13 protein-coding genes are annotated in these 14,603 nt (G+C 74.4%); 6 read left to right on the top strand and 7 right to left on the bottom strand.

Annotated features, from left to right (window positions below; genetic code table 11):
* The first annotated feature begins 139 nt into the window (after positions 1-139).
* Both BCD48_RS35545 and BCD48_RS35540 read left to right on the top strand, forming a co-directional pair.
* Entirely contained in the window at positions 140-403 is a 264-nt protein-coding gene (locus tag BCD48_RS35545; RefSeq protein WP_071052787.1) for an HGxxPAAW family protein, read from the top strand.
* Positions 404-642: 239 nt separating this feature from the next.
* Positions 643-909, top strand: a complete 267-nt coding sequence (locus BCD48_RS35540) for an HGxxPAAW family protein (protein ID WP_071052786.1) — start codon at positions 643-645, stop codon at positions 907-909.
* A 253-nt stretch (positions 910-1,162) separates the two neighbouring features.
* Here BCD48_RS35540 and BCD48_RS35535 read toward each other — a convergent pair whose 3' ends face one another.
* From BCD48_RS35535 to BCD48_RS35520, 4 genes are all read right to left on the bottom strand, one after another.
* Positions 1,163-2,497 carry an NADH:flavin oxidoreductase gene (locus BCD48_RS35535; RefSeq protein ID WP_241842252.1) on the bottom strand — a complete coding sequence of 445 codons (1,335 nt, stop codon included), beginning with the start codon at positions 2,495-2,497 and terminating at the stop codon, positions 1,163-1,165.
* Positions 2,498-2,749: 252 nt separating this feature from the next.
* Complete coding sequence (locus BCD48_RS35530; protein WP_083419696.1) at positions 2,750-3,448, bottom strand: TetR/AcrR family transcriptional regulator; 699 nt, start codon at positions 3,446-3,448, stop codon at positions 2,750-2,752.
* On the bottom strand, positions 3,445-5,184 hold the full coding sequence (locus BCD48_RS35525) for an MFS transporter (protein WP_241842251.1): 1,740 nt from the start codon (positions 5,182-5,184) through the stop codon (positions 3,445-3,447). The genes BCD48_RS35530 and BCD48_RS35525 overlap by 4 nt, the downstream gene beginning before the upstream one ends.
* Positions 5,185-5,303: 119 nt before the next feature.
* Complete coding sequence (locus BCD48_RS35520) at positions 5,304-6,230, bottom strand: alpha/beta fold hydrolase (protein WP_241842250.1); 927 nt, start codon at positions 6,228-6,230, stop codon at positions 5,304-5,306.
* A gap of 306 nt (positions 6,231-6,536) precedes the next feature.
* Here BCD48_RS35520 and BCD48_RS35515 point away from each other — a divergent pair, with 306 nt between their 5' ends.
* Together BCD48_RS35515 and BCD48_RS35510 are read left to right on the top strand one after the other, a co-directional pair.
* Positions 6,537-7,397: an LLM class F420-dependent oxidoreductase gene (locus tag BCD48_RS35515; RefSeq protein WP_071052785.1), complete on the top strand. Its 861-nt coding sequence runs from the start codon at positions 6,537-6,539 to the stop codon at positions 7,395-7,397.
* 120 nt (positions 7,398-7,517) lie between these two features.
* On the top strand, positions 7,518-7,997 hold the full coding sequence (locus BCD48_RS35510) for a hypothetical protein (RefSeq protein ID WP_071052784.1): 480 nt from the start codon (positions 7,518-7,520) through the stop codon (positions 7,995-7,997).
* Positions 7,998-8,428: 431 nt separating this feature from the next.
* Here the strand turns inward: BCD48_RS35510 and BCD48_RS35505 are convergent, their stop codons facing one another.
* The 3 genes from BCD48_RS35505 to BCD48_RS35495 are packed head-to-tail and all read right to left on the bottom strand — an operon-like array spanning position 8,429 to position 11,360.
* Positions 8,429-9,700: a bifunctional RNase H/acid phosphatase gene (locus tag BCD48_RS35505; RefSeq protein ID WP_071052825.1), complete on the bottom strand. Its 1,272-nt coding sequence runs from the start codon at positions 9,698-9,700 to the stop codon at positions 8,429-8,431.
* Positions 9,701-9,714: 14 nt separating this feature from the next.
* Positions 9,715-10,458: a zinc ribbon domain-containing protein gene (locus tag BCD48_RS35500; protein ID WP_071052783.1), complete on the bottom strand. Its 744-nt coding sequence runs from the start codon at positions 10,456-10,458 to the stop codon at positions 9,715-9,717.
* 56 nt (positions 10,459-10,514) lie between these two features.
* Entirely contained in the window at positions 10,515-11,360 is an 846-nt protein-coding gene (locus tag BCD48_RS35495) for a Nif3-like dinuclear metal center hexameric protein (RefSeq protein WP_071052824.1), read from the bottom strand.
* 323 nt (positions 11,361-11,683) lie between these two features.
* Here BCD48_RS35495 and BCD48_RS35490 point away from each other — a divergent pair, with 323 nt between their 5' ends.
* Entirely contained in the window at positions 11,684-11,938 is a 255-nt protein-coding gene (locus BCD48_RS35490; RefSeq protein WP_071052782.1) for a hypothetical protein, read from the top strand.
* A 307-nt stretch (positions 11,939-12,245) separates the two neighbouring features.
* Positions 12,246-14,582 carry a hypothetical protein gene (locus BCD48_RS35485; RefSeq protein WP_071052781.1) on the top strand — a complete coding sequence of 779 codons (2,337 nt, stop codon included), beginning with the start codon at positions 12,246-12,248 and terminating at the stop codon, positions 14,580-14,582.
* Positions 14,583-14,603 lie beyond the last annotated feature (21 nt).

The following is a 14,603-nucleotide window of genomic DNA, read 5'->3' as shown; positions in this document are numbered from 1 at the left end:
CTACGGGCGAGGTCACGCCGTCGCCGTCGCGTCACGGAGGTCACTCGCGGCCGGGCGACGTGCGCGCGACCGATAGCATCGCGGCGGGACGGGCCTCCGTCCCGCTGACCGCGCACAACGCACGCACGAAGGGTCCACGGTGAGCGAAACCCACTCGGCACACCACACCAAGCCCCTGTCCTGGGTGATGGTGCTGGTCATCACCATCGGTACCGCCGTCGGCACGCTCGGGGTCTGCATGGCTTCCTGGACGGTCTCGATCATCGGGGGCGCGGTCGTGGTCCTCGGTGGCATCGCCGCCCTGGTCACCGGGATCATGGAGGACGTCGACGAGCACCCGAGCCGCGACCTCTGGCCGATCGGCGGGCGTGACGCCTCGTACCGCCGCCAGATCTCGGCTTGAAGCCCGGCCTGACCGGCGACGTCGAGCTCGACTCGGCGTACTCGGCGTAGGAACTCCCCGGCGCGACACCCGGCACACGAAGCGGCCTTGTCCCTGCCAGGGGACGGGCCGCTTCGTCGTCTCCGGTCCGCGCGGCCCGATTCTGATGTGATTCCGGCCACGGAGCGGCCGGGCCGTGCGATCATCGCCGATAACCGCGCCGCGCTCGGCGGAGCGGACGGACCCGCGAAGGGCCGCCGGTGAGCGACTTACCCACGCCACACCACTCCAAGCCGCTGTCCTGGGCCATGGTGCTGGTCATCAGTGCCGGCTTCGCCGTCGGGACGGTCGGCGTCTGCCTTGCCTCCTGGACGATCTCGATCGTCGGCGCGGCGGTCGCGCTCGTCGGCGCCGTCGCCGCCCTGGTCACCGGGATCATGGAGGACGTCGACGAGCACCCCAGCCGCGACCTCTGGCCGATCGGCGGCCGCGACCCGTCCCGCCGCCGACGCCGGATCTCCGCCTAGAGGGCCAAAGGGCGTGCGAAAATGATCTTCTTTCGCACGCCTGGCGGCCGCTGTCCCCAGGATCACTAACGGAAGCGCGCTTCATGATCTGGTGCGATTTTGGGAGCTGGTAGATCCGAGGATTCCACCAGATCATGAACGGCTTGGGCGCTTGGGGCCAGGTGCGCGACGCGGCACAGGCGTCAGGCCTGTCGTCGCAAAACAGGACAAAGCGGGGAACATGCCGAACCCCGCCTCCCCCTGCCCGCCCGCGTTAGGCGGCGGGGTCGGTGAGGACGCAGCGCGACCGCGAGTAGATCGTCGGCATGCACTTGTTGCAGTGCACGCACAGCGACCTCGTGCTCGCGTCCTCGCGCAGCCGGTTGACGAGATCCGGCTCGCGCAGCAGCGCCCGCGCCATGGCGACGAACTGGAAGCCCTCGGCCATCGCCGTGTCCATCCCGGCCCTGTCGGTGACGCCGCCGAGCAGCACCAGCGGCATCGTGAGCCCGGCGCGGAACTGCCGGGCGTGATCGAGCATGTACAGCGGCTGGTACGGATAGGCCTTCAGGAAGCGCGGGCCGACCAGCCGAAGCCCAGCCCTCGTCACCCCATGGAACGCGCTCGCGAACTCGCGCACCGGCGCGTCCCCGCGGAACAGGTACATCGGGTTGAGCAGCGAGCTGCCGCAGGTGAGGACGAGCGCGTCCAGCGACCCGTCGTCCTGCAGCAGGCGGGCCACCTGGACCGACTCGTCCAGCCACAGCCCGCCGTCGACCCCGTCGTCCATGTTCAGCTTCGCCAGGATCGCGAGCTGCCCGCCGACCTCGACCCGCACCGCGGCGGCGATCTCGCGGGCGAACCGCGCCCGGCCCGCGAGGCTTCCGCCGTAGCCGTCGGTGCGGTGGTTCAGCTTGGGCGAGAGGAACGCGCTGGCCAGGTAGTTGTGGCCGAAGTGCAGCTCGACGGCGTCGAAGCCGGCCTCGGCGGCGAACCGGGCGGCCTCGGCGTGCGCCCTGACGATGCGCTCGATGTCCTGCGTGCTGGTCGCCCTGGTCATGGAGCCGAACGGGCTGAACCGCCGGGTCGGGGCGAGCGACGGCAGCCGGTTGGAGGCGCCGTTGGCCACCGGGCCGGCGTGGCCGAGCTGCGCGGACACGGCGGCGCCGGTGGCGTGCACCGCGTCGGTGAGCCGGCGCAGGCCCGGCACGGCCTCGGGGCGCATCCAGATCTGGTGACGGTCGGTGCGGCCCTCGGGGGCGACGGCGCAGTACGCCACCGTCGTCATCCCAACGCCGCCCGCGGCGGGCGCGACGTGATACGCAATCAGATCGTCGGTCGCCAGCCCCTTTGGCGTCCGGCCCTCGAAGGTCGCCGACTTGATCACTCGATTACGCAGGGTGATGGGCCCGAGCCGCGCGGGCGCGAACACGTCCGGTCCGGCGGACGGCGACGCCGGGGTGCCCACGACGGCCGGGTCTGTGGGGGCCGCACCGTTCGCGGTCGTGCCAGGTAACGACCTCGGGGCCGCCGCGGCGCGGCCGGCGTCCTGACCGGCAGCCTCGCCGCCGTCCCAGCCGGCGGGCGTGGGGCCTGTGGCGTGGGTCATAGGGGCCACTATCCTCCGGCTACGCGACGCGCGGCATCGTTCGCGCACATTCCGGCCGCCAAATCTGACGGAGCGTCAGAATGGTCGCGTGGACCTCGCTCCCACGCTCGCTGTCCGGATCCCGTGCCCGCCGTCCGCGGACGAACGCACAGCGGGCAACGGACAGCGGGGCAGCGGACTACGGGCGACGGACTTCGGGCGACGGGCAGCAGACGGCGGGCGACGGGCGGCAGCCGCGGCGCGCGGTGACCGTCAGCGGCGGCCGAGGACCGTGTCGAGCAGGGCTCGGGCATACACGCCGAGCTCCTCGGGATCGGCGGCGGCCAGCGCGGGCAACGTGCCGGCGGTCCTCGCGACTCCGATCCCGAGCAGGACCACGGTGGCGAGCTCCGCGCGCAGCTCGCTGTCGGGACCGCCCGGCGGCTCGGCGGCGGCCCGCAGCAGGGGGAGCACCCGCTCCCCCACCCGCTCGGCGGTCGCGGCCGCGGCCGCGTCGTCCAGGTCGCAGCGGAACACGTTCTGGCCCACCGTGGTCGCCGGGCCGTTCTCCCACCGGTCCACCATCCGGGCGAGCAGCCCGGCCAGCTCGTCCGCCGCCCGCCGCCGGGCCTCGTCGTCGGCCTCGTGACCCTCGTCGCTCTCGTCGACGACCGGGGAGACGACCGGGTCGGCGGCGAGGACGGCGCGGTAGAGGCCGTCCTTCCCGCCGTAGTAGCGGGCGACCAGCGCGGCGTCGACGCCGGCCCGCTCGGCGACGGCCCGCAGGGAGGTGCCGGCGTAGCCGCGCTCGGCGAACAGCTCCGCGGCGGCGGCGAGCAGCCGCTCCCGGCTGCGCCGGGCGTCCCGGCGCCTGGTCGTCGGGGTCACCGTGGCCTCGGCGCCGCCCCGGGCGGCCCGCTCCACGCGGTCCACGCGCCCGGACTGGCCCACGGCGGGGCCTCTGGGGATCACGGCGCCGCCCCGCCCCCGGCGGCGAGCGCCGGCGCCACCGTGGTCCGCTGAAGGCCGCCGGCCGCGCGAGGCTTCGCCATCGTCGCGCGGCCTTCGGCCGGGGCCTCGACGGCCACCGAGCCGCCCCGCGCGGGCAGCGCGATGCCACCGGCCTGGACGCCGCCCCGCCGGGGCTCGGCCGGCGGGCGCGCCGGCACCTGGCCGCTGGCGCGCAGCACCAGGCCGAGCACGGCGCCGAGCAGGCTGACGAGGCCGAGCATGAGGAAGGCCGCCGTGTAGCCCGCGTCGCGGGGCAGCAGGGCACCGGCCGGCGTGAAGCCGGCGAGCAACGAGGCGGCCAGCGCGCTGCCCATCGAGCCTCCCACCACCCGCATGGCCTGGTTGAAGCTGGTGGCGCTGCCGGTCTCGGCCAGCGGCACGTGCGTGATGATAAGCGTCGGCATGGCGGCGAAGGCAGTACCGATGCCGGCGCCGAGCAGACCCGTGGCGACCGCGACCTCGACGAGGTGCCCGCGCCAGCCGGCCAGCCCCAGGCTCGCGACCGCGACCACCAGGCCGCCGAGCGTCAGCACGGCCGCCGTGCCGAAGCGGCGGTCGACGACCCGCGCCACCCTGGTCGCGACCAGCGTCCCCACCGACACCGGCATGATCATCAGGCCGGCCAGCAGGACCCCGCCGCCGAAGCCGTACCCGGCGGACAGCGGCGTCTCGATCAGCCTGATCACCAGCGACACCGTGCCGAACATCCCGAAGCCCATGAAGACGGCGGCGCCGTTGCTGACCATCACCGGCAGTGGGCTGAGGTAACGCAGATCGACGAGCGGTGCGCGGCTGGTCCGCTCGACGGCCAGCCAGCCGGCCGCGAGCACCACCCCGCCGGCGAACAGGCCCAGCACCGGCGCCGACCCCCAGCCCCAGCGCGGCGCCTGGCTGAACCCGATCAGCACCGCGCCGAGCGTCAGCCCGATCAGCGCCGCGCCGGGGACGTCGAACGGCCGGCGCCGCGCCTGCCCGGAGGCGAGCAGCCGGGTGGCGGCGCCGGCGCGCGGCACCGCGACGGCGATCAGGGCGATCGCGGCGGCGGTCAGCAGGGCGGCCAGCCAGAAGGCGTAGCGGTAGTCGACGCGGTCGGCGATCGTCCCCGTGAGCGGGTAGCCCAGGCCCGTGCCGCTGGCTACGCTCACCGACAGCACGGCGACGACGCGGACGCCGCTCGCCTTCGGCAGGCATTCGCGCGCGGTCGCGAACGTCAGCGGCATGAGACCGAGGCCGATGCCCATCAGCGCCCGGCCGGCGACCAGCTGCGGGAAGTTCCACGCCGTCGCCGCGACGACCGCGCCGGCGAGCACCGAGCCGAGACCGCCCATGAGCACGCCCTTGCGGCGCGGCCCGTCGCCGAGCCGGCCGAGCGTCGGCCCGGCGACCGCGCCGACGAGCAGGGTGACGGTGAGGATCCACTGCGCGGCGACGAACGACACATGGTGCTCGCGCACGACCAGCGGGATGAGCGGCGTTCCCAGCGTCCCGATCAGCGAGACGACCAGGCCGGTGTAGACCAGCGTCGCCACCAGGAGACGCGGCCGGGCGGCCACTCCCGCCTCGCTGGTTCCCGCCTCGATGGTTCCCGCCTCGCCCGTTCGCGTCCTGCTCGTTCCCGCTTCGGCGTCTCCCGCCGTGGCCGTCCCAGTGGTGCTCTTCCCCGCCGCCGCACCCGTGGACCTGTCACCCACGCCCATCTCGCCGCTCCCGTCCCGCCGTGTCACCCTCGTCCGGCAATGTCACCCGGCGATGTCATCGTACGATGACATCGCTTGGCGACCTACCGGACCGATGCGCCGCCGGACCGGCGCGGCCGTCAGCGCGGCGGCAGCGCGGGAAGACGCGCGAGGAAGTCGCCGAGACGGCCGGCGAAGACGTCGTTGTCGTCCCCGGCGACCATGTGGCCGGCGCCGGTGACGTCGACATACTCGGCGTGCGGGATGAGCGCCAGCAGCTCGGCGGCGCCCTCCTCGCTGACGATGTCGGACTGCTTGCCGCGCACCAGCAGGACCGGGACACGGATCGAGCGGGCCGCGTCGCGCAGCCGGTCGCTCTGGATCGCCCGCTCCGCCTCGGCGAGGAAATCCTCCGAGGCCACGTCGGCGCCCCCGGAAGCGCCGGGGCCGTCGGCCTCGAGGACGTCGTGGCCGAGCTCGCGGCGGGCCTCCTCGCGGATCTTCATGAACGCCGGGTCCCAGTGCCAGTGCCAGCGGCCGTCGCGCAGCCGCAGGTTCTTCTTCAGGCCCTCCTGGCTCGGCGGCCGCTTGCGGTTCGGGTTGTAGGCGGCGATCGCCTCGGCGGCCTCCTCCAGGTCCGCGAACCCGTTCGGCGCCGACGTCATGAACTCGAAGATGTGTTTGATGCCCGCCGGCTCGATGCGCGGGGTGATGTCGACGAGGACCAGCGCCCGGCCGAGCCCCGGGTCGCGCGCCTGCGCGACGAGGGCGGTGATCCCGCCCATCGACGCGCCGACGAGGATGGGCGGCTCGCCGAGCTGGCGCACGATCTCGCCCAGGTCGTCGGCCATGGCGACGTGGCTGTAGTCCTGCTCCGGATCCCAGTCGCTGTCGCCGTGGCCGCGGGCGTCCAGCGCGATGGCGGTCCAGCCGAGCTCGGCCATCCGCTCGCCGGTGCGCCGCCACGAGTGGCGGGTCTGCCCACCGCCGTGCATCAGCAGCACGACCCCGTGGCTGTCACCCGCCGGCGGGTCCCACCGGTCCCCCGCGAGCCGCAGCCCGGCCACCTCGAAACTGCTCGCCTTTGCCAGAAGCCTCCGGTCGCGCGAGGCTTCGCCATCGTCGCGCGACCTTCGGCCATGCTGCTGGACGCTCACAGCCACCCCTTTTTCGCCCCTGTGTCGCCACGGGCCGCGGCATGCCACGGACGGGCGGCCGCGCCGCCCGACATCTCAGCAAACCACGTCATCCCTCGGTGACATCCGCCGATGTCACCCGGGGATGACGTGTGGGCAGGCTCACGGCCGGCTAGATACGGTCACGTGACCGGTCGGGTATCTCCGCCTGACCAGACTCGAGGAGGCGCGGCCACGATGGATCTTGGCGGAGTCGGCATCTGGAACTCCCAGCTGCGCTATGGCGCCCCGGGCCCGGCCGCCGAGGCCGCGGCCGAGATCGACGAGCTCGGCTACCAGGCGATCTGGATCCCGGACGCGGGTGGGCCGGTGTTCGACGCGCTGGAGAACCTGCTCGGGGCGACGCACCGCGCCGTCGTCGCCACCGGGATCCTCAACCTCTGGATGCACGAGCCTGCCGACGTCGCCGCCTCGCGGGCCGCGCTCGCCGACAAGTTCGGCGGCCGGCTGCTGCTCGGGATCGGCGTGAGCCACGCGCCGCTCGTCGACCAGAAGGAGCCCGGCCGCTACCAGGCGCCGCTGCGCGCGACGACGGCCTTCCTCGACGCCATCGACGCCGCCACCCCGCCGGTGCCGGTCGCCGACCGGGTGCTCGCCGCCCTCGGCCCGAAGATGCTCGAGCTCGCCCGTACCCGGGCCCGCGGCGCGCACCCGTATCTGGTCAGCCCGGAGCACACGGCGATCGCGCGCGAGGCGCTGGGAGCCGGGCCGCTGCTGGCGCCGGAACAGACTGTCGTCCTGACCGACGACCGGGTCGCCGGCCTGGAGATCGCCCGGCCGTTCCTGACCGGCTACCTGCAGCTGCCGAACTACGCGAACAACCTGCGCCGGCTCGGGTTCACCGATGACGACCTGTTCTCCGTCACCGACCGCCTCGTCGACGCCACGATCGTCATCGGCGACGAGGCCGCGATCGCCCAGCGGGTCGCCGACCACCGCGCCGCCGGCGCCGACCACGTCTGCGTCCAGGTCCTCACCGCCGACAACACCCTCCCCCGCGACGAATGGCGCCGTCTGGCCCCCGCTCTGCTCACCTAGCGGGGGCCGCTGGCGGGCGCGCCGTCGTCGCCTGAACGGGCCGGTTGCCGGTTGTCCGGCCTTGGCCAGTTCCGGGGCGCGGGTGCGGCGCGCTACCGTTGCGGCGGGAGGTGGCTTCTGGTGACCGGGCAGACCACTGAGGGTGCACAGGGCAGGCCCAGCTGGGATGTCCCGGTGGAGTTGCTGGTCGTCCTCGGCCCGGGCACCGGAGTTCCCGCGGCGCCAGCCGGCACCGAGAGCCCGGTGCCGGGAACCACGGCCCCGCCTCCCACCCGGCCGCTGACGGCGCTCGACGCTCTGCGCCAGCTCGTGTCGGTGACCCTGGACTGCCCGCCGCGGCTGGCGCTGGTCCCGCTGCCACCCCAGGCCGCCGGCCGGATCGCCGAGCAGCCCTACGTCGTCGGCGTCTACACCGAGGCCCCGCCGCCGGCCGTCGCCGCCACCCTGGGCCCGGGCGAGCGGCTCTTCGTCGATGCCTGGCTGCTGCGCGTCGAGGACCGCGCCTACCGCCGCAAGCGTCACCGCCACGGCGATCGTCTCCCCTGGGACGCCCCCGGCCACGAGCCCCCCGACCCGCCAGGCTCGGCCGTTCCCGCCTAAAACCCCATGGATGGAACCGTCAAGCGGTAAGCGGTACCCAACCACCCGTGGTGACGGCGCATCAGCGCTGCGCCCGGGGTCCCTGCCAGAGCGGCGGAGCCGATCTGGGAGGTCTGCCAGCCACCTCGCTGACTTGCAACCAGGTCAACCACCGTCATACGCCTCGCCCCGGAACCACGTGGGAGGGCGCTCAGCGCCCGACAGACATCCCATGGGCTCGGATGTCCAGCCACAGCAAGTGACGGCGCATTGGCGCAATACCCACCCAGCCACCTCGTCAGCCCGGTCCCAGCCATACCACCGCGATATGCCAGGGCCCGGAACCACGCGAGGAGGGCGCCCAGCGCCCGACACGGGGCGAGCGCGTACAGCGCCTCGCCCCGATAGGCGGCGCCCGGTGGCGGGCGCGGAGCGTCCGGCCACGGGACCGCTTACTCGTCGGCGAGGGAGCCCGTGGGCAGGTGGCTGACGTCGTTGAAGGCGTGCAGGACGGCGGGGCCGTCGGAGTACCAGGCGATCGTCGTCAGTGACGCCAGGTCCAGGTGCAGCCGGTAGAAGACGGCGGGCCCGGCCGCGAGCGCCAGCGACGCGGCCGACTTGATCGGCCCCATGTGGGTGACGACGAGCAGCCGCCCGCCGGGGAAGGCCGCGCGGTGGGCCGCGAGCGCGGCGTCCACCCGCTCGATCGTCGCCGCGAGGCTCTCCCCGCCGGGCGGCGGGACGGCCGGGTCGGCGAGCCAGGCGGACAGCCCGCCCGGGTCGCGCTCGCGCGCCTCGGCGAACGTCAGCCCCTCCCAGGCGCCGAAGTCGGTCTCCCGCAGCTGTTCGTCGACGACGAACGCGACCTCGTCGCGGCCTGGCGCCGGGACCAGGCCGGCGTACGCCGCCTCGGCTGTCTGGCGGGCGCGCTTGAGTGGCGACGAGATCACCGCGTCGAACGCCTCGCCGCGCAGCCGCTCGGCCGCGGCGGCGGCCTGGGCGTGGCCGACCTCGGTCAGCGGCGCGTCGACCGTCCCGCCGAAACGCTTCTCAATCGAGACGGGGGTCTGCCCGTGGCGCAGCAGCACGGTCCAGGTCGCGGGCGCCGGCGGCGCCACCCAGCCCGACAGCCGCCGGGTCGTCGGCGCGGGCACGGGCGTGGGGTCCGGAGACTGGCCGGCCAAAGCGCTCCCCCAGCGATCTGCTGGCGCAGAGTCGCTGGGGACCCCGGCGGCGACACTGGCGGAGCCTCGCGCGGCCGGAGGCCCCAAGGGCGGAGTGGTCGAGGGCTCCCAGACGCGGCCGGCGGCAGCCGCGTCCATCGCCTCGTTCGCGAGCCGGTCGGCGTCCTTGTTGCGCTCCCGGGGGATCCAGCGGTAGCGGACCGATGACGGCCGGGCCGTGGCGAGCCCAGCGGCCTCGGCGGCCAGCGGCCGCATCGACGGGTGCTTGATCTTCCAGCGGCCACTCATCTGCTCGACGACGAGCTTGGAGTCCATCCGGACCTCGAGCTCGGCGTCCGGGGCTACCTCGGCGGCGGCCCGCAGGCCGGCGATCAGGCCCTGGTACTCGGCGACGTTGTTCGTCGCGACGCCGATCGCGCCGGCCCGCTCGGCGAGCAGCGCGCCGCTGTCGGCGTCGCGGACCACCGCGCCGTAGCCGGCCGGGCCAGGGTTGCCCCGCGACCCGCCGTCGGCCTCGATCACGACCCGCGCGCTCGTCACCGCCCCCACCGCCACTACAGCCCTGACTCGGCGGTCCGGACGAGAATGCGCCGGCACTCCTCGCAGCGCACCACCTCGTCGGCCGGGCTCGACGCGAGCGTCCGCAGGTCGGCGCCGGAGAGCTCCAGGTGACAGCCCTCGCAGCGGCGGCGCACCAGCTTCGCCGCGCCCACACCGTTCGACGTCGACCGGATCCGCTCGTAGAGGGTCACCAGCGGGGCCGGCAGCGCCGGGGCGAGCGTCTCGCGCTCCCGGCGGGTCCCGGCGGCCTGGGCGTCGATCTCGGCGAACGCCTCGTCGCGGCGGGCCGCCGAGCTGTCCAGCTCGGCCTGGACCCGGTCGCGCTCGGCGACGAGCTTCGCCAGCCGCGCGTCGAGTTCCTCGGCCGCCTCCATCTTCTCCAGCGCCTCGTCCTCCAGCACCCCCTGCCGGCGGGCGAGCGAGGCCAGCTCCGACTGCAGGTTCTCCAGCTCACGGGCGTTGCTGACCTGGCCGGCGTCCAGGCGGCGGCGGTCGCGGTCGGCGCGGGAACGCACCAGGTCGATCTCGTCGTCGAGCTTGCGCTGCGCGCGGGCGAGGTCGGAGATCTCGGTCTCGACCCGGACGATGTCGGCGCGCAGCGAGTCGACGACCTTGGTGCGCTCGGCGATGACGGCGAGCTCGGGCAGGTCGCGGCGCCGGGCCGCCAGCCGGTCCAGGCCCGAGTCGAGGGTCTGTAGGTCGAGGAGACGGAGCTGGGTGGCTGGGTCGGCCTTCATGGTCTCCTCGCGGCGAGCTTCGCGGGTCGGGCAGGGACAGGTGCGGGGCGGGGCGGCTAGGGCGTCACGGGTCGCGTGCCCTGGGGGACGTGCAGCCGCCACGGGTCGGTGACGAGCGTCGACACCGACGTGACCACGGTACGGCCGGTGGCGGACAAAGCAGCGACAAGCCGCTCGGCCGCGTAGGCGAGCCAGGGCCACTCGCTCGCCCAGTGGGCGACGTCGACGATCGCGACGCCGTGCGCCGCGACCGCGTCGAGCACGTGGTGATGGCGCCCGTCGGCGGTGAGGAAGGCGTCCGCGCCGGCGGCGGCGGCCGCGGCGGCGAGCTCCCCGCCGGAGCCGCCGCAGACCGCGACCCGGCGCACCGGCCGGTCCGGGTCGCCGGTGGCCCGCACGCCGCCGGCGGTCGCCGGCAGCGCGGCCCCGACCCGGGCGCAGAACGCCGACAGCGGCTCGGCCGCGGCCAGGTCGCCGAGCCGGCCGAGCCCCGGGTTGCCCCGGCCCTCGGCGAGCGGGCGAACGTCGGTGAGGCCGAGCGCGGCGGCCAGCGCGTCGTTGACGCCGGCACAGGCCACATCGGCATTCGTGTGGGCGGTGAACAGCGCGGCCCCGCCGCGGATGAGGCTGGTGGCGACCCGCCCGCCCGCGGTCGTCGCCGCGACGCCGTGCACGCCGCGCAGGAACAGCGGGTGGTGGGTGACGAGCAGGCCCGCGCCGAGCGCCACCGCCTCGGCGGCCACCTCGACGGTCGGGTCGACGGCGAAGTGGACGTGGCCCACGTGCGCGTCCGGCTCGCCGACGGACAGGCCCACGGCGTCCCACGACTCGGCGAACCCGGGCGGGTAGGCGTCCTCGAGCGCGGCGACGCAGTCAGCGACGGTCACGCCGCCGGCCGTCACATCGCCGGGGGTGACGGCGGCGCCGGCGTCCCCGAGGGCAGCCGTCCCGGCGGCCTGGGCGGGGCGGCCCACGGGGCTTGAGGTGACCACGTTGGTAGCGCCCGTGTCGTCACCCGTCGTGTCCACGTGGTTGTTCATCAGCGCGACCCTACCGGGGGGCGGATACCGCAAATCGCAACGCCGTAAGTTCACTTGCGGTGCGGACTGTCCGGGCCGAACGAGGCGCATCGTCTGTTTCTTCGCGCCACGGACGGCTCCACGCTTCACGCAAGCGGGCTGGGCAGTCTGCGACCCAGAACGTCCACGACGAAGGGAAAGGCCACATGGCCGACGTGTCGGTGCGCTTCCAGGTCGCCGGTGACTCCGAGATCGTGCTCAACCTGGCCACCGGGCAGGCGGTGCGCCTGGTCGAGGCGATCATGCGCAAGGTGTCCGAGGCCATGAGCGCGCAGGCCGCCGCGCAGGGCGGGGCCGGGGCGATGCCGCCGGCAATGCCCATGCAGATGCCGGGCTGGCCGGACATGACGTCCGGGCCCTCCACCGGCGGTGGGCCGCAGCACCGTCTCCCGCCCGCCTGACCAGCTCGGCCGGGCCGGGCCCGGTCCGCGCGGGCACGGCGGGACCGCCATCGGCGGGACCGCCATCGGCGAGATCGCCATCGGCGGGACGGCCGTTCCCCGGCACCCGGTCAAAAGCCGGGCCACGACGGCGGGTTTGGCAACAACCTGCCACGCCCCGGGACGACCACAGCGGCACGTCTCCCGGCTGTCGATAACTGCCGAGTAGGGCGAAAGTGCCCGTCCGGCACGGAGGGCACGATACAAATCCCGACAGCAGTCCACAGCACTCCCCACTGCTCATCCACGAGAGGACAAAGGATCGACTATGGCGGGGGATGTTCCGGCCGACGAGCGGGTGTTGATCGCGCCCGGCGCCACCGGGTCTTCTGGGGTGGGCGGAGCCGGCCTGCGGGTGGCACCTGACGATCAGCCGGCCACGCCGGCCATCGGCTCCGCCGCCGAGCCCACGGGCGCGGACCCAGCGGCCGCCGCCGCCGTCGCCGCCGGGGAACGCGTCCTGCACCGCTACGGGCGGGTCCAGGTCCTCGGCGCGTTCGGCGTTCCTGGCGCCGGCGGGCAGCCGGCGGTCGCGGAGCGGGCGACACCGCGGGCCGCGGCCACGACGGACGACCACGACCGTGCCGCCCTCGGCTCGACCGACGGGTCGGTCGTCGCGACGACGGGCCTCGCCGCCGGGCTGGACCGGACCGAGACCCTCGGCCTTGAGGCGTTCCGGCTGCGCGCGAGCGCCGCCTACCGGCGAGGCAAGCAGGAGCGCCCGCGTGACGGGCAGCTGTGGGACATGGAGTACGCCTGCACCGACATCGCGCCTCCCCGGGGGGCAGCCGCGCGCGTCCGCCCACCGGCCACGCCCACGGGCGACGCGGGCGGCGCGGGCGAAGACACCGCGGACGCCCCGGGGCCGAGTGCCCTGGCCGTCGCGGACCTGCCGGCGCACGTCGCGCCCATGCAGGTGCACGCCGCGGCCGTGGCCGCGGAGGTCGCGTCCCGCTCCGCCGGCGCCACGATCGCCCCCGACGGCACCTCCACCGCTGGCGAGGTGGGCGCCGCGCCCCTGAGCTCCTACCTGGAGGGCAGCGTCGCCGTCGGCCTGGTCCTCGTCGAGGGGCCCACCGCCGATCTGCAGTTCACCGCGGCCGAGCGGACGAAGGTCGTCGCCGAGGCGCAGAACGGCCTGTCCTGGCTCGCGGCCGCCAACCCGGCCGCCGACGTCACGTTCAGCTACGACATCCAGATCGTCCGGCTCGGCCAGGCCGCCGACCCGTCCCAGGACGACCTGGAGGCCTACTGGCGCGACCCGACGATGGCCAAGCTCGGCTACCAGGCGAACTTCGACGGCGTCTACGACTACGCCGACGAGGTCCGCGGCCAGCTCGGCACCCGCTGGGGCTACGTCATGTTCGTCACCAAGTACCCGGTGCGCTACTTCGCCTACGCGGCCATCGGCGGGCCGCGGCTGGTGCTGACGTATGACAACGACGGCTGGGGCCCGGACAACCTCGACCGGGTGGTCGCCCACGAGTCGTGCCACATCTTCGGCGCGGTCGACGAGTACGCCTCGTCGGGCTGCGACTGCGGCGGGGCATGGGGCCGGTTCGGGGTCGTCAACGGCAACTGCGACGCCTGCGCCGCCGCCCCGGTCGACTGCCTGATGCGCGGCAACACGTTCAACTTCTGCCGGTACACCCCGGCGCACGTCGGCTGGGGCCGGGGCGCCACCGGCAACCCGCTCCTCATCCAGGCCAGGGGCCTGGGGCAACTCGGCAACTTCGAGCTGCTCTCCGCCTCGTCGTTCTCGGGCCTCACCCACCGGTGGGAGAACTTCGACCAGCCGGGCTTCCCCTGGGAGGACCCGTTCCAGACCGCGCAGGTGCTCGGCCGCCTCGACGCGGTGTCGATGGTCCAGAGCACCCTGCAGGCACCGGGGCCGCTGGAGACCGTCGTGCGGGTCGGTGCCGACCTGCACTTCCTGTGGCGGGACAGCACCGGCACGTTCGTCTGGTCGAAGCCCGCCCGGATCGCCACCGGCGCCGCCGGCACGCACTCGCTGGTGCAGAGCCGCTACGGCTCCCGGGGCAACTTCGAGATGCTCTTCCCGTCGACCGGCGTCGGCCTGATGCACATGTGGCGCAACCACGACGTCTTCGGCTTCCCCTGGAGCAACCCGCGCCAGGTCCTGCCGGAACTCGGTCACGCCGACGCCGTCAGCCTCATCCAGGGCAGCCGGGGCGGCGGCGTCGGCAGCCTGGAGGCGGTCGTGCGGGTTGGCAGCCGGCTGCTCCACATCTGGCGCGACCAGACCTCCGCGGCCGCCTGGCACATCACGGTCGCCTTCGCCGACGGCGTAGCCGGCAACCCGGTGATGATCGAGAGCGTGTTCGGGTCGTCACGCAACTTCGAGGTCGTCGTGCCGGGCGCGAACAGCGGGCTGATCCACTACTGGCGGAACAACAGCGCCTTCGCCACCCCGTGGAGCGGCCCGCGCCCGTTCGCGACGAACCTCGGCCGTGTCGACGCGGTGACGATGATCCAGAGCACCTTCCAGGGCCACCTGGAGGTCGTCGCCCGCGTCGGCGACCGCCTCCACCAGATGTTCCGCGACGCCTCGGGGAACTGGTTCCCCGCCAGCCGCATCGCATAAACGGTGGCGGGCGGGGGCGCT

Origin of the sequence: Pseudofrankia coriaricola, from assembly GCF_001854805.1 — a bacterium.
Lineage (GTDB): Bacteria > Actinomycetota > Actinomycetes > Frankiales > Frankiaceae > Pseudofrankia.
The sequence above is the reverse complement of the archived record's forward strand: the minus strand, read 5'-3'. Positions and strand labels throughout refer to the sequence as shown.